Origin of the sequence: Pseudomonas glycinae (assembly GCF_001594225.2) — a bacterium.
Taxonomy (GTDB): domain Bacteria; phylum Pseudomonadota; class Gammaproteobacteria; order Pseudomonadales; family Pseudomonadaceae; genus Aquipseudomonas; species Aquipseudomonas glycinae.
On record NZ_CP014205.2, the window covers coordinates 124,602 to 148,036 of the forward strand.

General features: G+C 60.2%; 18 protein-coding genes. 7 read left to right on the plus strand and 11 right to left on the minus strand.

What is annotated here, in order from left to right; all coding sequences use genetic code 11:
• Positions 1-71 precede the first annotated feature (71 nt).
• The gene (locus AWU82_RS00580; RefSeq protein ID WP_064383337.1) at positions 72-1,109 is read left to right on the plus strand and encodes a patatin-like phospholipase family protein; all 1,038 of its coding nucleotides are present in this window, start codon (positions 72-74) and stop codon (positions 1,107-1,109) included.
• Here the strand turns inward: AWU82_RS00580 and AWU82_RS00585 are convergent.
• The 6 genes from AWU82_RS00585 to kdpF all read right to left on the minus strand — a co-directional run bounded on the left by AWU82_RS00585 (position 1,106) and on the right by kdpF (position 9,105).
• Complete coding sequence (locus AWU82_RS00585) at positions 1,106-1,804, minus strand: response regulator (protein ID WP_039770498.1); 699 nt, start codon at positions 1,802-1,804, stop codon at positions 1,106-1,108. The two genes, AWU82_RS00580 and AWU82_RS00585, sit on opposite strands and share 4 nt — an antisense overlap.
• Before the next feature lie 48 nt (positions 1,805-1,852).
• The gene (locus AWU82_RS00590; protein WP_064383339.1) at positions 1,853-4,504 is read right to left on the minus strand and encodes a DUF4118 domain-containing protein; all 2,652 of its coding nucleotides are present in this window, start codon (positions 4,502-4,504) and stop codon (positions 1,853-1,855) included.
• Between the two features lie 128 nt (positions 4,505-4,632).
• Positions 4,633-5,178 (minus strand): potassium-transporting ATPase subunit KdpC, encoded by a 546-nt coding sequence (gene kdpC, locus AWU82_RS00595; protein ID WP_064383340.1) that lies wholly within the window; start codon positions 5,176-5,178, stop codon positions 4,633-4,635.
• Between the two features lie 57 nt (positions 5,179-5,235).
• The gene (gene kdpB / locus AWU82_RS00600; protein WP_064383342.1) at positions 5,236-7,302 is read right to left on the minus strand and encodes a potassium-transporting ATPase subunit KdpB; all 2,067 of its coding nucleotides are present in this window, start codon (positions 7,300-7,302) and stop codon (positions 5,236-5,238) included.
• A 10-nt stretch (positions 7,303-7,312) separates the two neighbouring features.
• Positions 7,313-9,007, minus strand: coding sequence for a potassium-transporting ATPase subunit KdpA (gene kdpA / locus AWU82_RS00605; protein ID WP_039770510.1), 1,695 nt, complete (start codon positions 9,005-9,007; stop codon positions 7,313-7,315).
• 8 nt (positions 9,008-9,015) lie between these two features.
• Positions 9,016-9,105 (minus strand): K(+)-transporting ATPase subunit F, encoded by a 90-nt coding sequence (gene kdpF, locus AWU82_RS00610; protein WP_007950940.1) that lies wholly within the window; start codon positions 9,103-9,105, stop codon positions 9,016-9,018.
• A 416-nt stretch (positions 9,106-9,521) separates the two neighbouring features.
• Between kdpF and eat the strand changes: the two genes are divergently transcribed.
• Positions 9,522-10,886 carry an ethanolamine permease gene (eat, locus tag AWU82_RS00615; protein WP_064383344.1) on the plus strand — a complete coding sequence of 455 codons (1,365 nt, stop codon included), beginning with the start codon at positions 9,522-9,524 and terminating at the stop codon, positions 10,884-10,886.
• 119 nt (positions 10,887-11,005) lie between these two features.
• Positions 11,006-11,173: a DUF2897 family protein gene (locus tag AWU82_RS00620; protein ID WP_007950938.1), complete on the plus strand. Its 168-nt coding sequence runs from the start codon at positions 11,006-11,008 to the stop codon at positions 11,171-11,173.
• A 45-nt stretch (positions 11,174-11,218) separates the two neighbouring features.
• Here AWU82_RS00620 and AWU82_RS00625 read toward each other — a convergent pair whose 3' ends face one another.
• Positions 11,219-12,070 (minus strand): urea carboxylase-associated family protein, encoded by an 852-nt coding sequence (locus tag AWU82_RS00625; RefSeq protein WP_064383345.1) that lies wholly within the window; start codon positions 12,068-12,070, stop codon positions 11,219-11,221.
• Positions 12,071-12,245: 175 nt separating this feature from the next.
• On the opposite strand from AWU82_RS00625, the gene AWU82_RS00630 reads away from it, so the two are divergent.
• Complete coding sequence (locus AWU82_RS00630) at positions 12,246-12,803, plus strand: TetR/AcrR family transcriptional regulator (RefSeq protein WP_064383347.1); 558 nt, start codon at positions 12,246-12,248, stop codon at positions 12,801-12,803.
• Here the strand turns inward: AWU82_RS00630 and fabF are convergent.
• The 4 genes from fabF to AWU82_RS00650 all read right to left on the minus strand — a co-directional run bounded on the left by fabF (position 12,800) and on the right by AWU82_RS00650 (position 17,559).
• Complete coding sequence (gene fabF, locus AWU82_RS00635) at positions 12,800-14,074, minus strand: beta-ketoacyl-ACP synthase II (protein ID WP_064383349.1); 1,275 nt, start codon at positions 14,072-14,074, stop codon at positions 12,800-12,802. The genes AWU82_RS00630 and fabF overlap by 4 nt on opposite strands.
• A 32-nt stretch (positions 14,075-14,106) precedes the next feature.
• Positions 14,107-14,901, minus strand: coding sequence for an SDR family NAD(P)-dependent oxidoreductase (locus tag AWU82_RS00640; protein WP_064383351.1), 795 nt, complete (start codon positions 14,899-14,901; stop codon positions 14,107-14,109).
• Positions 14,902-15,118: 217 nt separating this feature from the next.
• Positions 15,119-15,454 (minus strand): ComEA family DNA-binding protein, encoded by a 336-nt coding sequence (locus AWU82_RS00645; protein ID WP_064383352.1) that lies wholly within the window; start codon positions 15,452-15,454, stop codon positions 15,119-15,121.
• Between the two features lie 110 nt (positions 15,455-15,564).
• A complete protein-coding gene (locus AWU82_RS00650; RefSeq protein WP_064383355.1) occupies positions 15,565-17,559 on the minus strand; it encodes a polysaccharide biosynthesis protein in 1,995 nt (664 codons plus the stop codon).
• A 690-nt stretch (positions 17,560-18,249) separates the two neighbouring features.
• Here AWU82_RS00650 and AWU82_RS00655 point away from each other — a divergent pair.
• From AWU82_RS00655 to AWU82_RS00665, 3 genes are read left to right on the plus strand one after another with little or no spacing between them, the layout of a single operon-like run.
• Entirely contained in the window at positions 18,250-19,071 is an 822-nt protein-coding gene (locus AWU82_RS00655) for an ABC transporter permease (protein ID WP_064383357.1), read from the plus strand.
• The gene (locus AWU82_RS00660) at positions 19,061-20,341 is read left to right on the plus strand and encodes an ABC transporter ATP-binding protein (protein WP_064383359.1); all 1,281 of its coding nucleotides are present in this window, start codon (positions 19,061-19,063) and stop codon (positions 20,339-20,341) included. The genes AWU82_RS00655 and AWU82_RS00660 overlap by 11 nt, the downstream gene beginning before the upstream one ends.
• Positions 20,338-23,427: a glycosyltransferase gene (locus tag AWU82_RS00665; RefSeq protein WP_084777058.1), complete on the plus strand. Its 3,090-nt coding sequence runs from the start codon at positions 20,338-20,340 to the stop codon at positions 23,425-23,427. The genes AWU82_RS00660 and AWU82_RS00665 overlap by 4 nt, the downstream gene beginning before the upstream one ends.
• Positions 23,428-23,435: the final 8 nt, after the last annotated feature.

Sequence of the window (23,435 nt, forward strand, 5' to 3'; positions counted from 1 at the left end):
TCGAGCGACCCCGCCGATTGAAGCCCGGCCCTCGATGGGTGCATTGTGCAACCTTGTCGGGAGGAAGTTGGATGAAAAAGCGTGTCGCACTGGTGCTGGGCTCCGGTGGCGCCCGGGGCTATGCCCATATCGGGGTCATTGAAGAGATCGAACGACGGGGCTATGACATCAGTTGTATTGCCGGCTGTTCAATGGGGGCCGTGGTCGGTGGAATCTACGCCGCCGGCAAGCTCGACGAGTACCGCAACTGGATCGAAAGCCTGGATTACCTCGACGTGCTGCGCCTGGTGGACGTCAGCTTCCGCCTCGGTGCGATCCGTGGCGAAAAAGTCTTCGGCCAGATCCGCAAGATCGTCGGCGAGATCAACATCGAAGACCTGCGCATTCCCTACACCGCCGTAGCCGCCGACCTCACCAACCAACAGGAAATCTGGTTCCAGGAAGGCTGCCTGCATCAGGCCATGCGAGCTTCGGCGGCGATTCCCAGCCTGTTCACCCCGGTGATGCAGGGCAACCGGATGCTGGTGGACGGCGGCATTCTCAACCCGTTGCCGATCGTGCCGGTGGTGTCGAGCCATTGCGATCTGATCATCGCGGTCAATCTCAACTCGACCAACCAGCGCCATTACAAACTGCCGGTGATCCAGCGCCCTGCCGCGTTCCGTACGCGCTTCGACAGCCTGATCACTTCGCTGGGTTCAAAGATGCCGTTCCGCCGCAAGCAGGCCGAGCAACTGCTGATGCTGGAACAGGAAGCGCTGCGTGCCGAAGCGGCGGAGATCAATCCATGGGTCGAAGGCGCTGAACCGGAAGCCCAGCAACCGGCCGCCGCGCCAGAGCGCGACGGCGCACCGAAATCCGCCACTGGATCATTCATCGTCGATAACGTCGGGCCGGCTTCATTGCTCGATCTGATCAACCAGAGTTTCGAGGTGATGCAGACCTCGCTGGCGCAGTACAAGATCGCCGGGTATCCGCCGGACATCCTGATCAACGTGCCGAAACGAGTGTGCCGGTTCTTCGAGTTCTACAAGGCGCCGGAACTGATCGCGCTGGGTCGCGAGATTGCCCGGGATACCCTCGACCGCTATGAGAGCGAACAGAACTAAAGGCTGCTCTCGCTCAACAAGCGATAACCGACGCCAGCCTCGGTCACGATAAACCGGGGCCGGGTTGGATCGTCTGCCAGTTTCTGCCGCAGATGCCCGACCACGATCCGCAAGTAGTGGCTGTCCTCGGTGTGGGTCGGGCCCCAGATGTCCTTGAGCAATTGCTGCTGGGTGATCACCCGCCCCGGATGCCGCGCCAGTTGCGCCAGCACTGCGTATTCCTTGCGGGTCAGAGCGACCTCGACGCCGTCGAGCAGTACCCGGCGATACGCCAGGTCCACGGTCAACGGGCCGAAATTCAACGCGGCCTGCTGCGCTTCTCCGGCAGGTGCCTGACGCAACAAGGCGCGTACCCGGGCGAGAAATTCCTGAATGCCGAACGGCTTGGTCACGTAGTCATTGGCGCCGCCATCCAGTGCCTGGACTTTCTGCCCTTCGCTGGCGCGCACCGACAGCACCAGCACCGGCGCCGTGGCCCATTCGCGAAACTCGCGCAGCACTTGCTGGCCGTCCATGTCCGGCAGGCCGAGGTCGAGTACCAGCAGGTCCGGTTTGTTCAGCGCCGCCTGGGCCAGGCCCTCGGCGCCGGTGCCGGCCTCCAGCACTTTGTAGCCCTGGGAAGCGAGGCTGATGCGCAGAAACTTGCGGATCTGCGGTTCGTCATCGATGACCAAAATGGTCGCGGTCTGGCTCATGAGTTCACATCAACACAAAAGAGTGGCAAGAGAGTAGCGCAGCGCGGATCAGGCTTCACCGTCCATCCCCGGTTGCGTCTGCAACGGCAGGTGCAGGGTGATGCAGGTGCCACGCCCGTCGATGCCGTCGCCGACACTGATCCGCCCGCCGTGGGCACCGACCATGCCCTGACAGATCGCCAGCCCCAACCCCGTCCCCTGCCCGCCCCGATCACCTCGGGCAGCGGTGTAGAACATGTCGAAAATCTTCGCCCGCTCATCGACCGGAATCCCCGGCCCTTCATCGCTCACCGAGAAAAACACCTCGCTGTCATCCGCCCCGGCGCGCAGATGCAGACGGCCGTGGGACGGCGAGAATCGTGCGGCGTTTTCCAGCACGTTCACCAGCGCCTGTTCGATCAACGCGGCATGCACGTACAACAGCGGCAACTCGGCCGGTACATCGGTGCTCACTTGCAACGACGACAACACAGCCCGCAGACGATTGAGCGCACTGCCGACGATGTCTGCGGGCGACACCCAGTCCCGCGCCAGCTTCAGGGCGCCGTGGCCGAGACGGGTCATGTCCAGCAGGTTCTGGATGTAGCGATCGAGACGCTCGGCCTCATCGCGAGTGCCTTCGAGCAATTCGCGGCGATCCTCCAGCGGGATCGCTTCGCCGAGGGCCAGCAGGCTGTCGATGCTGCCGCGCATCGAGGTCAGCGGCGTGCGCAGATCGTGGGACACCGAGGCCAGCAAGGCGCTGCGCAGTTGCTCGGTTTCGCCGTGCAGGCGCGCGGCTTCCAGATCATCGGCCAGTTGTGCTCGGGCCAAAGCTTGAGCCAGCGGCTGGCTCAACGCGGTGAGCAAACGACGACGCTGGCCGCTCAAGGTCTGGCCCTCTTTGGCACACACACCGAGCAGCGCCAGCGGTCCGTCTTCCACCGACAGCGGCCACCACCACCAGCGGCCGAACGGCAGCGTGCCGGTGCCCATGCCTGCCGGTTGATCGTGTTGCCAGGCCCAGTCGGCGGCGGCGCGCTCGGATTCAGTGAATTGCAGCGGGCCGCCGGTTTCGACTTTCCAGCCGCCCTGCCCGTCGCGATTGAGCAGACACAGTTGCAGATCGCTCCAGCCATTGAGGTGCTGCGCGGCGGCGCTGACCACGGCCTGACGGTCAGTGGCGGCAGTGAGTTTGCGCGACAGGTCGAGCAGTTCGGTGGTCTCTTCCTGGGTGTCGCGCAACGCCTGTAATTGCCGGCGCTGGCGGGCCGCGAGGTTGCCGGTGAGCGCCGCCATCAGCAGGAAGAACAGCAAGGTCAGCACGTCTTCTTCGCGCTGGATGCTGAAGGAGAAATTCGGCGGGATGAACAGAAAGTCATAGGTCAGAAACGACAGCGCCGCACAGGCCAGCGCCGGGCCGAGACTGCTGCGCACCGCCACCAGCAACACCGCCGCCAGAAACACCAGCGAGATGTTCGGCAACGGCAGCACGCTGGACACCGCCCACGCCAGCGCACTGGCCAATACCGTGGCGACCAGCGCCAGCGCATAGTCGAACCACACCAGCGTCGGTGCTGAACGCGGGCGCGGTTGATGCTGTTGCTGATCGCTGTCCAGCACGTTGATTTCCAGACCGTGGGCCTGACGCAGCAAGCGCGCCGCCAGCCCTCCACCGAACAGACGCCTGCGCAGGCGCGGTCGCGACTGGCCGACCAGCACCAGACTCGCCCGCCGTTCAGCGGCATGCTGGATCAGGGTTTTCGCCACTTCGCCGGCCCGCAGCAACACCACCTCGCCGCCGAGGCGTTCGGCCAGTTGCTGGGCGCTTTGCAGGCGCAGGCGCGATTGCTCGTCGCGCACGCTGCCGTTGTCGACGTGCACCAGACTCCACGGCAAATGCCGACGCTGGGCGACCCGGCTGGCATGGCGCACCAGCCGTTCGGCCTGGGCATCGCCGTCGACCCCGACCAGCAAGCGCCCGCGCACCGCTGGCGCCGCCTGACCGAGCTGGCGATAGCCTTGAGCGAGATCGTTATCGACCTGCGCGGCAGCGGTCTGCATCGCCAGTTCGCGCAGCGCCGTGAGGTTGGTCTGGGTGAAAAATGCATCGATCGCCGCCCGCGCCTGCTCGGGCACGTAGACCTTGCCTTCGCGCAGACGCTCAAGCAGTTCCCGCGGTGGCAGGTCGATCAGCAGCAGTTCGTAGGCTTCCTGCAGTACCCAGTCCGGAAGGGTTTCGCGCACCTGCACGCCGGTGATGCCGCGCACCTGATCGTTGAGGCTTTCCAGGTGCTGGACGTTGACCGTGGTGTAGACGTCGATGCCGGCGGCGAGCAGTTCCTGAATATCCTGCCAGCGTTTGGCGTGACGGCTGCCGGGAGCATTGCTGTGGGCGAGTTCGTCGACCAGCACCAGTTTCGGCCTGGCGGCGAGCAGGCCGTCGAGGTCCATTTCTTCGAGCGTCACGCCGCGATATTCCGAGCGCACCAGCGGCAATTGCGGCAGGCCGCCGAGCAGCGCTTCGGTTTCGGCGCGGCCGTGGGTTTCGACCACCCCGGCGATGACTTTCACGCCTTGGCGCAGCTGGCTGTGGGCGGCCTGCAGCATCGCATAGGTCTTGCCCACGCCTGGCGCTGCGCCGAGAAAAACCTTGAGCCGGCCGCGTCCGTCGCGGGGCAGTTCTGCTAACAGCGCGTCGGCGCGGCCGGAGTCACTCATGCTTGAAGCTCTCTTCCTGATGTTTGTGTATTGCCTGGACTGCCGTCATCGCTGGCAAGCCAGCTCCCACATGGGGAATGCGTGCTCCTGTGGGAGCTGGCTTGCCAGCGATTGGCCGCGCCACCGACTCAGAGCTTTTCCAGCGCCATGTTCAGCGCCAGCACATTCACCACCGGCGGGCCCACCAGCGGCTGTTCGATGTGCGCGTCCAGCAGTTGCTGCAAGGTCGCCACCGGCACATTGCGCGCGGCCGCGACACGCGCCAGTTGATAGGCAATCGCCGCCGGTGGCAAGTGCGGATCGAGACCGCTGCCGGAGGTGGTCAACAGCGCCAGCGGCACCGGGCCCTGGCCGGGCACCTGCAGTTTGTTGGCGTCATCGATCACCCGAGTGGCCAGCGCCGGATTGCTTGGCGACAGGTTGCTCGCACTGCTCGACACGGTGGCAAAAGCACCGGCCGATGGACGCGGATGGAACCAGGCATCGCCGACAAAATCCTGAGCGATCAGCGACGAGCCGCGCACTTTGCCTTCGGCATCGCGCACCAGGCTGCCGTTGGCCTGCTCGGGGAAGGCGACTTGCGCGACGCCCGTGACTACCAGCGGATAGGCAACGCCGGTCACCAGGGTCATCAGCACCAGCAGGCTCAGGGCCGGACGTAACAGTGTGGACATTTCAAAATCCTCGAATTCGTGCTTGAAGCGGTGTGCCCGGCACACCGCTGTTCAGGTTCAAACCAGATGCAACGCCGTCAACAGCATGTCGATCGCCTTGATCCCCACGAACGGCACCAGAATCCCGCCCAGGCCATAGATCAGCAGATTGCGACGCAGCAGCGCCGCCGCGCTCGCTGCCTGCACCCGCACACCACGCAGGGCCAACGGAATCAGCACCACGATGATCAAAGCGTTAAAGACGATGGCCGACAGGATCGCGCTCTGCGGACTGCTTAACTGCATGATGTTCAGCACGCCGAGCTGCGGGTAGATCGCGGCAAACAGGGCCGGCAGGATCGCGAAATACTTGGCCACGTCGTTGGCGATGGAAAAGGTCGTCAGCGCGCCACGGGTCACCAGCAATTCCTTGCCGATCTGCACCACGTCCAGCAGCTTGGTCGGGTCGCTGTCGAGGTCGACCATGTTGGCCGCCTCACGCGCGGCTTGTGTGCCGTCGTTCATCGCCATGCCGACGTCAGCCTGGGCCAGCGCCGGGGCGTCGTTGGCGCCGTCACCACACATCGCGACCAGACGACCGTCGTTCTGCTCGTGACGGATGCGCGCCAGTTTCTTCTCCGGTGTGGCTTCGGCCAGTACGTCGTCGACGCCCGCTTCAGCGGCAATCGCGGCAGCGGTCAGCGGGTTGTCGCCAGTCACCATCACCGTGCGAATCCCCAGTTTGCGCAGCTCGGCGAAACGCTCGCGGATGCCTGGCTTGACCACGTCTTTCAGATGAATCGCACCGAGCAATTTGCCGTCGGCACAAACCAGCAACGGGGTGCCGCCGCTCTGGGCGATCTTGTCGATTTCCCGGGACAGCGCCGGGGCCAGATCCTTGCGTTGCTGACCAAGGAAGGCCAGCAGCGAATCCACCGCGCCCTTGCGGAACACACGGCCCTGGTAGTCGACACCGGACAAGCGGGTTTCCGCGCTGAACGGCACGGCAGTCAGGGTTTCCGGCGAAGGTTCCGGCTGCGGATTGGAGCCGCGCAGGTACTCGACGATGGACTTGCCTTCAGCGGTTTCGTCAGCCAGCGAGGCGAACAGCGCGCCTTCGGCCAGCTCACGGGCGTTCACACCCGGCGCGGCATATACCGCACTGCAACGACGGTTACCGAACGTGATGGTGCCGGTCTTGTCCAGCAGCAACACGTGCACGTCACCCGCCGCTTCCACCGCGCGACCGGACTTGGCGATCACGTTCAGGCGCACCAGCCGATCCATCCCGGCAATCCCGATCGCCGACAGCAGACCACCAATGGTGGTCGGAATCAGCGTGACCAATAACGCCACCAGGAACACCAGCGGCAGGCTGCCGTTGGCGAAGTGGGCGAACGGTTGCAAGGTCACGACCACCAGCAGGAAGATCAGGGTCAGGCCGATCAGCAGGATGTCCAGCGCCACTTCGTTCGGGGTCTTCTGGCGCTTTGCGCCTTCGACCAGCGCAATCATCCGATCCAGTGTCGATTCGCCAGGATTGGCGGTGATCTTCACCAGCAGCCAGTCGGACACCAGCCGGGTGTTGCCGGTGACGGCGGAACGGTCGCCACCGGACTCGCGAATCACTGGCGCCGATTCACCGGTGATCGCCGCTTCGTTGACCGCCGCGATGCCTTCGATGACCTCGCCGTCACCGGGGATCATCTCCCCCGCTTCGACGCGCACCACATCACCCTTGCGCAGGCTGGTGGCTGGCACGACCTGGAAGCTGCCGTTGGCGAGTTTGCGTCGGGCGCTCAGGCCTTCGCTGCCAGCCTTGAGGCTGTCGGCGCGAGCCTTGCCGCGACCTTCGGCCAGCGCTTCGGCGAAGTTGGCGAACAGCACGGTGAACCACAGCCACAGGGCGATTTGCGCCGCAACGAAGGTCGGCACGCTGCTGTCGGGAATGAAGCACAGCACGGTGGTCAGGATCGCTGTCAGTTCGACCACCAGCATCACTGGCGAGCGCTGCAACTGGCGCGGGTCGAGCTTGACGAACGCTTGCACCAGCGCCGGGCGCCACAGGGCGCTGATCGCGGTTTTCGGAGCTTCAGCCGACTTGGCAGCTGCCGCTGGTTTTGAAGCTGGAACATGCATATTCATGATGGATTCCTTAGAAGCCCATGCTCAGGTGTTCGGCAATCGGGCCGAGCGCCAGGGTCGGCAAGAAGGTCAGGCCGCCCACCAGCAAAATGGTCACGGTCAACAGGGTCACGAACAGCGGGCCGTGGGTCGGGAAGCTGTTCTGGCCGATCGGTGCGGTTTTCTTCATCGCCAGGCTGCCGGCCAGGGCCAGTACCGGGAGGATGTAACCGAAGCGACCAATCAACATGCCCAGACCGAGCATCAGGTTGTGGAACGCAGTGTTGGCACCGAAACCGCCGAACGCCGAGCCGTTGTTCGCGCTGGCCGAGGTGTAGGCGTAGAGCAACTGACTGAAACCGTGCGGACCGGGGTTGCTCACCGCCGCCACCGGACCCGGCAGGCTGGCGGCAATCGCGCCGAGCACCAGCACGCCGACCGGCATCACCAGCAGGGTCACCACCAACAGTTGCACTTCGCGGGCCTGGAGTTTCTTGCCGAGGTATTCCGGGGTGCGGCCGATCATCAGACCGGCGAGGAACACCGCGATCAGCACGTTCAGCAACATGCCGTAGAGCCCCGCGCCGACGCCGCCGAAGATCACTTCGCCGACCATCATGTTGACCAGCGCGACCATGCCGCTGAGCGGGTTGAGGCTGTCATGCATGCCGTTGACCGAGCCGTTCGACGCCGCCGTGGTTGTCACCGACCAGAGCACGGTGGCGGTGGTGCCGAAACGCGCTTCCTTGCCTTCCAGCGGCGCAGTCTGTTCAACGGCGACGTTGTTCAAGGCAGGGTTCGGCTGATATTCGGCCCACAGCGAAGTGGCGCCGCCGATGATGAACAGCGCGAGCATGCAACCGATGATGGCGCGGCTCTGACGCAGATCCTTCACGTAGTGGCCGAAGGTGAACACCAGCGCGACCGGGATCAGGATGATCGACGCGACTTCGAACAGGTTGCTCCAGGCGGTCGGGTTCTCGAACGGATGCGCCGAGTTGACGCCGAAGAAGCCACCACCGTTGGTCCCCAGTTGCTTGATCGCAATCTGACTGGCGGCCGGGCCGAGCGGGATGACTTGGTCAACGCCCTGCATCGTCACTGCATTCACATATTGGGCGAAGGTCTGCGGCACGCCCTGCCACACCAGGTACAGCGCCAGCAGCAGGCACAGCGGCAGCAGGCCATAGAGGGTGGCGCGGGTCATGTCGACCCAGAAGTTGCCCAGGGTTTTGGTGGACTTGCGCCCGATGCCACGGCACAGCGCAACCAGTACGGCGAGGCCGGTGGCGGCGCTGACGAAGTTCTGCACGGTGAGGCCGACCATCTGACTCAGGTAGCTGAGCGACGCTTCGCCGCTGTAGGCCTGCCAGTTGGTGTTGGTCATGAAGCTGACGGCGGTGTTGAACGCGAGGGTCCACTCCTGGCCCGGCAGGTTTTGCGGGTTCAGCGGCAGGTGATCCTGGAACAGCAGGATCGCGAACAGCAGCAGAAAACCGGCAAGGTTGAACGCCAGCAACGCCAACGTGTACTTCTGCCAGCTCTGCTCGTCCTGCGGATTGACCCCGGCGATACGGTAACAGCCGCGCTCCACCGGGCCGAGAATCGGCGTCAGCCAGGTGCGCTGGCCCTCCATCACCTTGTAGTAGAAGCGCCCGAGGAACGGCGCCGGCAGCAAGACCACCGCGAAGAATGCGAGGATCAGCCAATAGTCATAACTGTGCATAGCCGCTCCTAAGTCCGATCCGCGCGCAACAGCGCAACCAACAGATAAATGAACAGCCCCACTGCCAGCAGCAGTGACACCCCGTCCAGAACGCTCATGGAAGATCTCCGTGTTACGGCGTATTGCCGCGTGTGGAGGCATTGTCGGAAAGGAGGCTGTAAAGGAACGAGAGCGAGGGTGTGTGCAGGGCATAAAGAAAGCGTAAAGAGTGGGTTTACGCGGGCGTTACAGGTGAGTTTTGCGTCGTGTGGACGGGCCTCTTCGCGAGCAGGCTCGCTCCCACAATTTGAAATGCGCGCGTCCAGGCACCGCTGACACCTGTGGGAGCGGGCTTGCCCGCGAAGACGGCAGCACTGACAACATCGCACCCAACTGGCGCACAACAATGCAGCCATCAAGCCGCGAACATCCCCGATACGACAGCTTTCAGCTCTTTACGACCCGCCAATACAAAATGGCACGCCCACTGCACACGCCCTTCCCGAGCTTTCCAAACCGTTCAGGGAGCAAACACATGAACACACAACTCAAACCCACGCTGGGCACCTTGCACCTGTGGGGAATTGCGGTGGGGCTGGTGATTTCCGGGGAGTACTTCGGCTGGAGTTACGGCTGGGGCGTCGCGGGAACCCTGGGTTTTCTGGTGACCTCGTTCATGGTCGCGACCATGTACACCTGCTTCATCTTCAGCTTTACCGAACTGACCACGGCGATCCCCCACGCGGGCGGGCCGTTCGCCTACAGTCGCCGCGCCTTCGGTGAAAAAGGCGGGCTGATTGCCGGACTGGCGACGCTGATCGAATTCGTCTTCGCCCCGCCGGCGATTGCCTTGGCGATCGGTGCCTACCTGAATGTGCAGTTTCCGGCACTTGATCCGAAACACGCGGCGGTCGGCGCGTACATCGTCTTCATGGGTTTGAACATTCTCGGTGTGAAACTGGCCGCGACCTTCGAGTTGATCGTCTGCGTACTGGCCGTCGCCGAGTTGTTGGTGTTCATGGGCGTAGTCGCGCCAGCCTTCAGCTTTAGCAACTTCGCGCTGAATGGCTGGGCCGGCTCGGACATCTTCGGTGCTCCGGCGATTGCCGGGATGTTCGCGGCGATTCCGTTCGCGATCTGGTTCTTCCTCGCCATCGAAGGCGCCGCCATGGCCGCCGAAGAAGCCAAGGACCCGAAACGCACGATTCCCAAGGCCTACATCAGCGGCATTCTGACCTTGGTGTTGCAGGCCATGGGCGTGATGTTCTTCGCCGGTGGCGTCGGTGACTGGCGCACCCTGTCGAACATCAACGACCCGCTGCCTCAGGCGATGAAAACCGTGGTCGGCGACAACTCCGGCTGGCTGCACATGCTGGTCTGGATCGGCCTGTTCGGGCTGGTGGCGAGTTTCCACGGGATCATTCTTGGCTACTCGCGGCAATTTTTCGCCCTCGCCCGCGCCGGTTATCTGCCCGCCTCGCTGGCGAAGCTGTCGCGCTTCCAGACCCCGCACCGTGCCATCATCGCCGGCGGCGTGATCGGCATCGCAGCGATCTACAGCGACGGCCTGATCAACCTCGGCGGCATGACCCTCACCGCCGCGATGATCACCATGGCGGTGTTCGGCGCGATCGTGATGTACATCATGAGCATGCTCAGCCTGTTCAAACTGCGCAAATCCGAACCGAATCTGGAGCGCACCTTCCGCGCGCCGTGCTATCCGCTGATTCCATTGATTGCACTGGTGCTGGCCGTGGTGTGTCTGGTGGCGATGGCCTGGTTCAATGCGTTGATCGGACTGATCTTCCTCGGTTTCATGGCGGTCGGTTTCGGCTACTTCCTGTTGACCGGCCAGTTGCGCGCCAACGCCCCGGCAGACGCCATGCTCACCGGACTGTAAACCGCGACGGGCATAACCGGCCTAGAATGGAACCACTGCGAATGCACTTCGCTCAAAGTGGTATGCAGCGTTGCACGACGAAACCCTCGCCCGTCGACCTGCCCTTAAGGAGAGCCGTTATGCCCTGGTATGCCTGGTTGATTCTGGTCGTTGCAATCGGCTCGATCGTCGGCGGTCTGATGATGTTGCGTGACACCGCCAACAAGGTCGAACTGACCGATGAACAACGCAAGCGCGTCGCTGAACGCAATGCCGAAGCGGACATCAAGGACGCGCAGGACCGCTGAACGAAAAACCCCGCCTGAATCGGCGGGGTTTGTTTTTTGTCGCGATTATTTTTCCCAGTCGGCCTTGGCGATGTGCAAGCCATGCAGGCCTTTGTACGCCGCGCGTTCCGGCTGGCTCCAGCCTTCGAGCAGCGCGTCGTCCAGACGATAGATTTCCACCCCGAGCGGGCGGCAGACGTTCAGCGGGTCCTGCGCGTCCGGCCCCCACATCGCCAGTGACAGATCACCACCGGGACAGGTCGACAACGCGCACAGCAAGTCGATTTCGGCGAAGAACTCCAGGTAATCGCCCTTCTGCGCCGGGCAGGCCTTCATGAAATACAGGTCATCGTGATTCAGGCCGGTGCACTGGAAGATGTTCAGCACGTCATGCACATCGAACTCGGTCAGGCCATGGGGCAACACGGCGCGGGTCAGGTTGGAATGGCAGTGATGATGGAAATCCTCGCCGGTGAGCATTTTGTTCACATAGGGATCGCAGCGCGTGCCGAGCAAATCGTGCAGGCGCCCGCCGTGCTCATCGATGCCATAGTCCGCCAGGCTGTCATCGGTGATCGTCACCAGAGGTCGCAGGAAAGGCAGGTTCGACCACAACCGGTCGTGGGTGCTGACATGCGCGCCCTGCAGTTGCCGGGTGCGCGCAGCCCACATCCGTTCGCGTGGATCGTGTGCGTTCCACACATTGAAATCGCCCACCTGGGGCCCGACCGGTGTGGTGACTCGAAACACATGCCCCGCCGGCACGTGCCAGGCCCGCCCGGTGCGGATCGGCACTTCGAATTGTTCGATCAGCGTGCGCCCGTCCTTGCGGTCGCGAATCCGTTCGTAGAAAGGTGTATTGACCTGTAACGCCGAGCCTTTGCTGACCTGATAGGCGGCCGGGTAGTCTTTGTACATGATTCTCCTGCTCCTCAAGCGATGGCAACTTTGCAAGCTGCAACCACTATCCGTGCCAACCGCTGATGGCTGTTACGAACATGTCGGAGTCACCGGCCGTTTTTTTAGAAGTAGAAGTACAGTCACCATTCAATTTGCATTGGTTAAGATGGCGATCTTGTTGCGGAGAGTTTAAATGCGTTACTCGCAGGATCATAAAGCCCAGACCCATCAGCGCATTATCAAGGAAGCGGCCGAGCGGTTTCGCAAGGACGGCATTGGTGCGACCGGTCTGCAGCCGTTGATGAAAGCACTGGGCCTGACGCACGGCGGTTTCTACTCGCACTTCAAGTCCAAGGACGAACTCGTTGAAAAAGCCCTGCAAGCGGCCGGCGATCAAGTGGCCGGCTTGTGCGCGGAGATCTTCGCCCAGGAGAATCCGCTGGCGCTGTTCATCGACACCTACCTGTCCGAGTGGCATCAGACCACGCCGCATGAAGGCTGCCCGCTGGTTACCATTTCATCGGAGCTGGGGTTGCGCGGCCAGCCGAGCCCGACCAGCGATGAAGTGCTCAAGGCGCGCCTGGACCAGATCGAAGGCACCCTTGAAGGCGAGAACGCTCCCGAGCGCAGCATCGTTATCATGGCGACGCTGGCCGGAGCGCTGCTGCTGTCGCGCAGTGTCGCGGATGCCGGGTTGGCGCAACGCATCCTCGACGTCACCCGCGAACATCTAAAACGAACGGAAGACTAAGCCTGCCAGCGCTTGAACAGCACGCTGGCATTGACCCCGCCGAAGCCGAACCCGTTGGACAACGCATATTCGATCGGTACTGACCGCGCCTGGCCGTGAACGATGTCTACGCCTTCGCTTGCCGGATCGGGATTTTCCAGGTTGAGGGTCGGCGGAACGATTTGATCGCGGATCGCCAACAGCGTGAATATCGCTTCCAGACCTCCCGCCGCACCCAGCAAATGCCCCGTCGCGGATTTGGTCGAGGTCACGGCGATTGCGTTTTGCGCACCAAACACCGACTTGATTGCGGCCAACTCACCGAGGTCGCCCACCGGCGTCGATGTCGCATGCGCGTTCAGATGCTGCACCTGATCCGGCGCTATACCGGCCTGGGCCAGCGCCAGTGTCATCGCCCGCCGTGCACCGCTGCCGTCTTCCGGCCCGGCGGTCAGGTGATAGGCGTCGGCGCTGGTGCCATAGCCGACCAGTTCGAACAGCGGCTGTGCGCCGCGCGCCAGTGCGTGCTCCAGCGACTCGATCACCAGCAGCCCGGCGCCCTCGCCCATCACGAACCCGTCACGTCCGCTGTCGAACGGGCGCGAGGCGCGTTCGGGCGTGTCGTTGTAGCCACTGGATAAAGCACGCGCTGCCGCAAAACCGGCAAGACTGACGCGATCGATGCAGGCTTCCGCACCGCCGCACACCGCGATGTCGGCCTCACCGGCACGAATCAGCCGGGCCGCATCACCGATCGCCTGCACGCCGGCGGCACACGCGGTGACCGGCGCACCGAGCGGGCCCTTGAGACCGTGCTGGATCGAGACATGCCCCGCGGCGAGATTGACCAGAAACGAGGGAATGGTGAACGGCGACAAGCGTCGCGGGCCACGGCTGTCGGTGGTGCGCACCGCATCGGCGATCGCGCCGAAGCCGCCGACACCGGAGCCTATGATCGTGGCCGTGCGCTCCTGAGCGCGGGGTTCGGTGGGATGCCAGCCGGCCTGTTCAAGCGCCTGACGCGCAGCCTCCATCGCGAACAGAATGAAACGGTCCATTTTCTTCTGCTCTTTGGGCGGCGTCGCACGATCCGGGTCGAAACCCGCTTCGGCGTCTTCCTCCATCGTCGGCACCACGCCGCCGACCCGGGTCGGCAGATCGGCAATGACCGCCTCCGGCAGGTTTCGCAATCCCGAACGCCCCGCCAGCAAGCGCTGCCAGACGACTTCGACACCGCTTCCCAAGGGCGATACCAGGCCCATACCCGTGACAACTACTCGACGCTGATCCATATCGGGTTGACCTCTCGTGACTCAAAAGACTTTTACTTGTAACGGCTGGCTGCCGAGCTGTGGGACAGGTTGGGCGCCATCACATGACGGGCAGCGACGAAGGCTTGCCATTCCCCGGCATCGGGCAGCGAAGGAATCGTGACGAGCTCGCCCTGATCCAGACCGGACAACGCGGCATCGACCATCTCGCCGGCCTCCATGACCATCTCCGCAGGAATACCGCTGGCATCAAAACCGGAGCGCTCCCAGATTTCGGTGCGCGTCACTCCAGGCAGAACCGCTTGCACCTTGACACCTGTGCCTTCGAGTTCCGCATTCAGCGTTTGGGAGAGGCTCAATACATAAGCCTTGCTGGCACTGTAGGTGGCATTGAAACGCTCAGGAAACAGGGCAACCACCGATGCAATGTTGATGATCGTGCCGCGCCCGGCGCTGGTGAAAGCAGCGGCGGCGGCCGAAGCCAGTCGGGTCAGGGTCGTGACATTCAGCTGAATCAGCTTCTCCAGTTCATCGGGATCGGCGTTGGCCAGCAATCCGTTGGATGCTACGCCAGCATTGTTGACCAGTAGCGTGATGCTGGAATCGCTGCGCAGACGCTGCTCAAGCTTGATCACATCATCCTTTTTCGTCAGGTCGGCCTTGAGCACCTCAACCTGAACGCCGTGGGCGTCTCGCAGTTTGCTCTCAGCCGATTCCAGACGCTCCTTGTCACGAGCGACCAGCAGCAGATCGAAACCACGCGCCGCCAACCGCTCGGCATACACCGCACCAATACCGGAAGAAGCGCCCGTGACCAGCGCCGTACCTTGGGATTTCGGTGAATTCATGAAGATACTCCTGGAATGCGTGAGGAATGAGCGACCGCTGAAAAGCAGAGGGCTTCAGTGGCGACTGAAATTATTATAGGCATAATCTGAAACAAATATGATAGCCGTAATTTTCTATTTTCCGACGGAAAGGCTGTAACCCTCTTGCGGTGTACTCAGGAACCGGCAAGCAAAAAGGGCCGGTCAATGACCGGCCCCTTGGCGGTGAACAATCAGCTTAGTTCACTTCCAGCTTGTCGCGATTGCGATCCAGGATCGCCTTGCCGATGCCTTTCACTTCCAGCAGTTCATCCACGGACGCAAATGGCCCATTTGTTTCACGATAAGCAACAATCGCTTTCGCCTTGGCCTCGCCCACGCCTGCCAATTCCTTTTGCAGAGTGGCCGCGTCGGCACCGTTCAGATCGACCTTATGATTTTCAGAAGTGACTGACGCGTCCATCACCACGGGTGCCTTGTTCGCTTCTGAAGAAGCCAGAGGCGCAGCAATGGCAGCAATAGAGGCGCTGGTCAGCAGGGCAAAAATCAGGGAGTAGAAATATCCGGTACGCATAAGTGACGCTCCATCATCAATTGAGAAAGCAGCTTTTCCGAAGCTGCTCTCCAAACTTAGGCGATGATGGGAGCCTGTCAAAAACGTGTCCGTTACAGGATGTGAAGCAATCAGGGCTCCAAGCGCCGCTGCTGGTAAATCCAGTCCACGATCTCACCGTCAGGGGAATACCCGCTGACAGTCTCTCGCAGCAACTGACGGACGCGCGAATAATCATCTTTTTCGACGGCAGTGAGGACCTCGGCCAGCTTGCCTTTCAGCACATCCCAAGGCAAGTGATCTTCATTGGCGGTCATGATCATCGGATGAGGCGTGGCGGCGACATTATCGCCGATCAACAGCTCTTCATAGAGCTTCTCTCCTGGCCGCAGCCCGGTGAATTCGATGGAAATGTCACCTTGCGGATTACGCTCGGAACGAATGCTCAGACCCGAAAGATGAATCATTTTTTCGGCCAGCTCGACGATTCTGACCGGCTCACCCATGTCCAACACGAAGACATCACCCCCCTGCCCCATCGAACCCGCCTGGATGACAAGCTGGGCCGCTTCGGGAATGGTCATGAAGTAACGGGTGATTTTCGGATGGGTGACCGTCAGCGGACCGCCTGACTTGATCTGGCTGTGAAACAGAGGAATAACAGACCCGGACGAACCCAGCACGTTGCCAAAGCGAACCATGGTAAAGCGGGTCTTGTTGACACGAGACACGTTGGCCTTGTCGCCGAACAGCACAGGGGCCACTTCACGGCTCAACGCCTGGAGCGTCATCTCGGCCAGACGCTTGGTGCTGCCCATGACGTTGGTCGGACGCACGGCCTTGTCGGTCGATATGAGAACGAAGTTCGAAACCCCCGACTGCAACGCCGCCTGCGCTGTGTTGAGGGTTCCGATGACGTTATTGAGCACCCCTTCGGCAATATTGTGCTCGACCATCGGCACGTGCTTATAAGCTGCCGCATGGTAGACCGTGTCGACTTTCCAGGTTCGCATGACATCGAGGAGTTTGTCCTGATGGCGGATGGAGCCCAGGATCGGCAAGAGGCGAACCGGCACCGACTCGCGGACACCACGCTGCTCCAGCTCCGAAAGGATGCTGTACAGATTGAACTCACTATGTTCGAACAATAGAAGAGTAGTGGGTGCATGCGCAAAGATCTGCCGGCACAACTCCGACCCGATCGAGCCCCCAGCCCCCGTGACCATCACCGTCTTGCCCTTGATGCAACGTTCGAGCAGATCCGGTTGCGCTGGAACTGCGTCACGCCCGAGCAGGTCTGCGATGTCGACTTCCTGAATGTCTTCGACTTTTACCCGTCCGCTGGCCAAATCGGTAAAGTTCGGAACACTGCGCACATGCAGTGGGAAACCTTCCAGCACATTTAGAATTTCGCGGCGACGCGCGCGAGTCGACGATGGCAGCGCCAGCAGGATTTCCTGAGCCCCCGTCACATCGATCATTTGCTGGATATGCTTGGGCTTGTAGACCTGGAGTCCGGAAATGGAGCGGTCGGCAATGCTGGCGTCATCATCGATGAAAGCAACCGGGCGCATGACCCGGCCCATACGCAGCGCCGCGACCAATTGATTGCCCGCCACACCCGCACCATAGATCGCGACCTTGGTCAGCCCGTCATCCCGGTTGGTAAAGGGTACATGCTGCACCGTATTGAACCAGTCACCCATGAAATATTGACGCATGCACAGACGCAATCCGCCAATGATGACAAGGCTCAGCCACCAGTAATTGAAGATGATCGAGCGGGGTATGACCGCCTCGTGGTTGCTGTACCAGTAAACCACGAGCGCCAGAATCAACGACGAAAGGCTGACAGCCTTGATGATTGCAACCAGGGCATCATTGCCGAAATAACGCATCACGGCACGGTACATGCCGAAACGGACGAACAGCGGGATCGCGATCAGAGGCGCGCAAGTGAACAGCCAGAAATGAACGCGCAAAGGGTTATACATGTCATCAATGCCCAGACGTACGATGAATGCCAACCAGAGCGCCAGCCAGACCAGCATGCAGTCAGTTGCCACTTGCAACAGCCGCTTTTGCCGCCGGGGCAGACTCAGTAAGAAAACCCTAAATTTATCCATAAATATCCAGTCGCTCTCCCGACGATGCCTGCTCACAAAACCTGCGCGCCATTGTACGTAAATGGAAACACAGCGCGTTGTGAAATATTGGCAATATCTCGTTGCAAACCGTTGTCATCCGCAACCGCCTACCCGAGTTTCTTGTAGTGAGACAATTCGAAGCTGTCAATGTTGCCCCGGATCTGGCTCTTTCATGTATAGCCATCCGGGCCGCAAACTTCATGGTCAGCATGACAATCCACGTCGTGAAATTGCGCCTTGCCCCTCGCCTTTGCTGTTTCATCCATGTAACGCCACTAATGGCGTCAGCGTTGAAGTGAAACGTCAGTCCCGACATGCCGTCGTCCTCCCTGCACCCGAATCGATGAATGGAAAGCGTCAGCTCCGTGTCAAGACGGGCACTGGCACGCGTGCAAGCCGGCAAAGACGCGGGAAAACGGAGATTACAGGGTGAAATGGCAGGGCCCAATACGATACCATGCGCGGCGCGGTCGAGACGCTGGGCTGTCAACGCTGGCCAAACCGATCTAGCAGCCTTCCGTTCCCTCTGGTTGAGGCGAAATTCATGGATTCGTACCGGTAAAACCATAAGGCACCGCCCAGGCTTACCGGAAAAATGGACAGTCACTCCTCGCTATAAAAATTGAACGTCAATAGGCCACCTGCACAAGAAGTCGAGTCAAACCCCTGATGCAAAATTATTCAGCAAACCCTGTAGAGATGATTAGCAGTTTCTGGCGTAACAAACGCTTGATAATGCAGTTGAGCAAACGCGAAGTACTGGGACGTTATCGTGGCTCGACATTGGGTTTGTCGTGGTCTTTTTTCAACCCGATCTTGATGCTGGTTATTTACACATTCGTTTTTTCAGTTGTCTTCAAAGCGCGCTGGGGTGTATCGGCCGATGAAAGCAAGACTGACTTTGCGATCATTCTTTTTGTCGGACTTCTGATCCATGGCCTGTTCGCTGAATGCATCAATCGCGCACCGGCCCTGATAACGTCCAATGTCAGCTACGTGAAAAAGGTCGTGTTCCCGCTTGAAGTACTTTCATGGGTCACATTCATGTCGGCACTGTTTCACGCCGCCATCAGCCTGTGTGTATTGTTGCTTGCGCAAATCATCATCAATCACAGCGTTCCATGGACAGCATTGCTGCTTCCATTTGTCATGCTGCCGCTGTTTCTCGGCATCATGGGCATGAGCTGGCTGTTCGCCTCGCTCGGCGTTTATCTGCGCGACATCGGCCAGATCACAGTGATGTTCACTACCGTGATGCTGTTCATGTCTGCCGTGTTTTTTCCGATCACTGCATTGCCGGAAAAATATCAATTCTGGATCCGCATCAATCCACTGGCCTACATCATCGAGCAGAGCCGCAACGTGCTGATATTCGGCCAGGTTCCGGACTTCATGACCTGGGGCATCATGCTGATTTTCGGGGCCATCATGGCCTGGTGTGGCTTTGCCTGGTTCCAAAAGACTCGCAAGGGGTTTGCCGATGTACTCTGAGCCGGCCATCAGCGTCGAAAACCTGAGCAAATGCTACGAAATCTACGACAAGCCGCACAAGCGACTGCTGCAGATGCTGTTTCGCGGCAAGCGCAAATATTTCAACGAGTTCTGGGCACTCAAAAGCGCTTCGTTCGAAGTCAGGACCGGTGAAACCGTCGGTATCATCGGCAGCAACGGGTCGGGCAAGTCAACCCTTCTGCAGATGCTCTGCGGCACCCTGAACCCGAGCTCAGGCGAGATCAATGTACGCGGCCGTATCGCCGCACTGCTGGAGCTTGGAGCCGGTTTCAACCCGGAGTTCACCGGCAAGGAAAACGTCTATCTGAACGCAGCGATTCTCGGTTTGTCGCTCGATGAGATCAACGAAAGATATGCCGATATAGAAGCGTTCGCGGAAATCGGCGACTTCATCAATCAACCGGTCAAGACCTACTCTTCGGGCATGTACGTGCGCCTGGCGTTCTCCGTGGCCGTGCATACCGATCCGAGCATCCTGGTGGTTGACGAAGCACTGTCGGTGGGCGACGCACGCTTCCAGGCCAAGTGCCTGGATCGTATCAAGCAGATGAAGGACTCGGGCGTCAGCATCCTGTTCGTCTCCCATGACGTAGCGGCTGTCCGCACTCTCTGCGACCGCGCATTGTGGCTGGACAAGGGTACCGTTCGCGCGATCGGTGATGTTTTCCCGGTCACAGCCCAGTACACCGAACACCTGTTTGATCGAGCTCCGGAAAAAAGTCCGGACATTTCATCGCCCGAAGCCACAGTACAACCGCGCCACGTGGAGCAGCCCATCAATCACTGGGGATCACACATCGGGGTGATCGAAAGTGCCGGCATCTTCGATGCCCAAGGGGTGCGCAAGAACCTGTACAACGATCACGAAAAAATGATCATCAAGATCAGGTTCAGCACTCGCGCCTTGAAGTCGACTGAAGGATTGTCGGTGTCGTTCTCTTTGAAGAATCTATCGGGCAGTGACCTTATCGTCGGCACGACCTGGAATGAAAAGCTGACTTTCGAACCTGACAATGGTGAAGGCCAGGAAGTGTGCTTCGAAGTGGACAACTTCCTGTGCTCCGGTGACTACCTGTTAGTTGCCGCCATCGAAAACAGAACTTCGGCCGCCATTCATTACTATGAGTATGTGGAAGGCGCGCAGTATTTTTCTTCGTCATTTATCAGCAATGCCTCGGGATTGTTCATGCCGAGAATATCCATCGCTATCGAAAACGATGCAGTGAGTAAAGGAGCACTTACACCATGAAAAAACCTGCCGACGATTCAATTGAGACTGGTGAAGTCAACTCCAAAGCTTACTGGGATCATCGCTTTGCCAACGACTGGGAAGAAAACTTCGGTCGCGAACAAAGTATCTTCTTCAGTGATGTGGCGGCTAAAAACATCCCGAACTGGCTCATCGCACAAATCAAGGATCAAAACCTGACGATGTGCGATTGGGGCTGCGCGCAGGGCGACGGCACGCAGGCTCTGGCCAAGCGCCTGGAACTGCCGGGCCTCGTCGGCGTGGATTTTTCCTCCGAAGCGATCGAGAAAGCTTCCGCAGCCTACCCGGCCTACAAATTTCTTTGCGAGGACTTTCTGGGCGAAAGAACCAGCGAGACTTGGGACGTCGTGTTTTCATCCAACACGCTCGAACACTTCACTGCGCCGTGGAATGTGCTCAAGCAGGTCAGTACCAAGGCCGGAAAATTCATCGTGCTGCTCCTGCCATTCAGAGAGCAAGAGCTGGAGCAAGAGCTGATCGATGAGCACTTCTACTCCTTCGACTTTAAAAACGTCCCCGCAAGCTTCGGCAAATGGGTATTGACCCACAGCAGCATCATCGACACCTCGCAGGACGAACCCAACTACTGGCGTGGCGAGCAGATCCTGCTGGTGTATTCGAACCTGGACAATGCCCAGAGCACGCAACTGCACTTGCACGATCTCGATATCGAGTCCGACAACTCACGTTGGACCGATCTGAAAGATCGCGTGGCGGCGCAACGTCAACAACTCGAATCCCAACATGGCGAGTTCGAGGAAGCTTTGCGCAATCTGGAAGACCGACAGGCTGAACTGATCGCCACACAGGCCGAAACACTGGCCGCACTGGAGGCCAGCGAAGCGGCGAATCAAGCGACAGTGGAAGCGCACAGAGTCGTTTTCGAACAGCTCAAGCGCGTCGAAGCGCAATACAAACAAGTCATCGACAGTCATTCCTGGAAATTGACCAAACCCTTGCGCCTGGCCCTGCGCATGGCCCGTCACGGCTTTTCGACGGCGGACAAGCGCGCCCTGAAAAACAAGCTCCGCAGCGTCTACCACCGTCTCCCCTTGCCGGCCGCCGTCAGAAAAGCCGTACGACAATCCTATTCGACGGTCGTCGAAACGCCGTTGTCCGCCATGAAGAATCAGGTGTTGAGCGGCAACTCGTTCGATCTGCCGACGCTGCGCCCTGCGCCGCAACAGCAAGGCCTCGCCGACTACATCTTCTGGGGCGTCATCGACTGGCACTTCCGTCACCAGCGCCCGCAACAACTGGCACAAGCGCTGGCCGGTGCGGGTCGGCGGGTGTTCTATGTGTCCGTCAACCTGGTTGACGACCCACGCCCGGGTTTCAAAGTCGAGCAACTGGACGAACATGGCCGGCTGTTCCAGATCAACCTGTACGCCAAAGGCGCCCCGGTGATCTACACCACCGCGCCGGGTGTCGACATCGCCGAGCAGCTCAAAGGTTCGATCGGTCATGTGCTGGACTGGGCGGCAAGCCGTCAGATCGTTTCGATGGTTCAGCATCCGTTCTGGTATGAAACCTGCTCCATGCTGCCGGACAGCGAAGTGGTCTATGACTGCATGGATCACCACGAGGGATTCGGCGACGTTTCCGAAGAAGTGCTGGCGATCGAGCGAGCGCTCATGCGCAACGCCGATATCACGATCACCACCTCCACCTGGCTGGATGAAATCGTATCGCAGCACACGCAAAACCGGATCCTGATTCGCAATGCCGGCGAATTCGAACACTTCGCGGCACGCCCGGCCGACGTATATGTCGACCCTCAGCAACGCAAGATCATTGGCTATTACGGTGCAATCGCCGGTTGGTTCGACCTTGATTTGCTGGAAAGCGTTGCCAAGGCATTCCCTCAGCACTGCATTCTGATGATCGGTGCCGACACCGCAGGCGCCCGGGCCAGACTGGCACATTTGAACAACGTCACGTTCACCGGGGAAATGCCATACAGCGAACTGCCGAAGTACCTGCATGCCTTCGACGTCTGCCTGTTGCCGTTCCAGGTGATTCCGCTGACCCTGGCCACCAACCCGGTCAAGGTCTATGAATACCTCAGTGCCGGCAAACCGGTCGTGTCCGTCGACCTGCCGGAAATCAAGCAATTCGAAAACCTGGTGCATGCCGCGCCGACCACGGAAGAGTTCATCCGTGCGATCAGCGAAGAACTTGATGCACCCGATGCTGCCGCCCGTGTGCCGGCCCGTCAGGCATTCGCCAGAAACCAGACCTGGGGCCACCGCGCCGAACAGATGATCCAACGGATCGAAAACGCGCGAAGCGTGCCCCGAGTCAGTGTGATCGTGGTGACCTACAACAACATCGAACTGACCAAGGCTTGCCTGTCCAGCCTGGATGCGAACACCAACCACGAAAACCTCGAAATCATCGTTGTCGACAACGCGTCGGTGGATGGCACACCGGCACTGCTCAACGATTGGGTCACTCAAGGCGAGAACCGCAGGATCATCCTCAACGAGGATAACCGAGGGTTCGCAGCGGGCAACAACCAGGGCCTGGCCATTGCCGATGGTGAATACCTGGTTCTGCTCAATAACGACACGTTTGTCACACCAGGCTGGATCCGTACGCTGTATCGCCATCTGGAGCGCAACCCTTCGATCGGCATCATCGGCCCGGTGACCAACAACATCGGTAACGAAGCCAAGATCCAGATCAGCTACCAGAACATGGACGAAATGCTGGTTGAAGCAGCGAAGTACACCCACAGCCATATCGGCAAGCTGCAGCACATCCAGACCGCCGCGTTTTTCTGCGTCATGTTTTCCCGCGAAGTCTACGAAGCGGTGGGCCCGCTGGACGAAGCCTTCGGTCGCGGTTTCTTTGAAGATGACGACTACTGCCGTCGCGTCGAGCTATTGGGCAAGACCATTTGCTGCGCTGAGGACGTTTTCATCCACCATCACTTGTCGGCTTCGTTCAATAAGCTTCGAAGCGCCGACCGTCAGGCGCTGTTCGAGCAAAACAAAGCGACCTACGAGGCCAAATGGGGCAAATGGACTCCACACACTTATAAAGACGCAGAAAAGAAATGAGCGGATCC

What these genes read in the sequence shown, in the direction of transcription:
- AWU82_RS00580 (WP_064383337.1), top strand. Translation starts at nt 72, where the DNA reads ATGAAAAAGCGTGTCGCACTGGTGCTGGGCTCCGGTGGCGCCCGGGGC.
- AWU82_RS00585 (WP_039770498.1), bottom strand. Translation starts at nt 1,804, where the DNA reads ATGAGCCAGACCGCGACCATTTTGGTCATCGATGACGAACCGCAGATC.
- AWU82_RS00590 (WP_064383339.1), bottom strand. Translation starts at nt 4,504, where the DNA reads ATGAGTGACTCCGGCCGCGCCGACGCGCTGTTAGCAGAACTGCCCCGC.
- kdpC (WP_064383340.1), bottom strand. Translation starts at nt 5,178, where the DNA reads ATGTCCACACTGTTACGTCCGGCCCTGAGCCTGCTGGTGCTGATGACC.
- kdpB (WP_064383342.1), bottom strand. Translation starts at nt 7,302, where the DNA reads ATGAATATGCATGTTCCAGCTTCAAAACCAGCGGCAGCTGCCAAGTCG.
- kdpA (WP_039770510.1), bottom strand. Translation starts at nt 9,007, where the DNA reads ATGCACAGTTATGACTATTGGCTGATCCTCGCATTCTTCGCGGTGGTC.
- kdpF (WP_007950940.1), bottom strand. Translation starts at nt 9,105, where the DNA reads ATGAGCGTTCTGGACGGGGTGTCACTGCTGCTGGCAGTGGGGCTGTTC.
- eat (WP_064383344.1), top strand. Translation starts at nt 9,522, where the DNA reads ATGAACACACAACTCAAACCCACGCTGGGCACCTTGCACCTGTGGGGA.
- AWU82_RS00620 (WP_007950938.1), top strand. Translation starts at nt 11,006, where the DNA reads ATGCCCTGGTATGCCTGGTTGATTCTGGTCGTTGCAATCGGCTCGATC.
- AWU82_RS00625 (WP_064383345.1), bottom strand. Translation starts at nt 12,070, where the DNA reads ATGTACAAAGACTACCCGGCCGCCTATCAGGTCAGCAAAGGCTCGGCG.
- AWU82_RS00630 (WP_064383347.1), top strand. Translation starts at nt 12,246, where the DNA reads ATGCGTTACTCGCAGGATCATAAAGCCCAGACCCATCAGCGCATTATC.
- fabF (WP_064383349.1), bottom strand. Translation starts at nt 14,074, where the DNA reads ATGGATCAGCGTCGAGTAGTTGTCACGGGTATGGGCCTGGTATCGCCC.
- AWU82_RS00640 (WP_064383351.1), bottom strand. Translation starts at nt 14,901, where the DNA reads ATGAATTCACCGAAATCCCAAGGTACGGCGCTGGTCACGGGCGCTTCT.
- AWU82_RS00645 (WP_064383352.1), bottom strand. Translation starts at nt 15,454, where the DNA reads ATGCGTACCGGATATTTCTACTCCCTGATTTTTGCCCTGCTGACCAGC.
- AWU82_RS00650 (WP_064383355.1), bottom strand. Translation starts at nt 17,559, where the DNA reads ATGGATAAATTTAGGGTTTTCTTACTGAGTCTGCCCCGGCGGCAAAAG.
- AWU82_RS00655 (WP_064383357.1), top strand. Translation starts at nt 18,250, where the DNA reads ATGCAAAATTATTCAGCAAACCCTGTAGAGATGATTAGCAGTTTCTGG.
- AWU82_RS00660 (WP_064383359.1), top strand. Translation starts at nt 19,061, where the DNA reads ATGTACTCTGAGCCGGCCATCAGCGTCGAAAACCTGAGCAAATGCTAC.
- AWU82_RS00665 (WP_084777058.1), top strand. Translation starts at nt 20,338, where the DNA reads ATGAAAAAACCTGCCGACGATTCAATTGAGACTGGTGAAGTCAACTCC.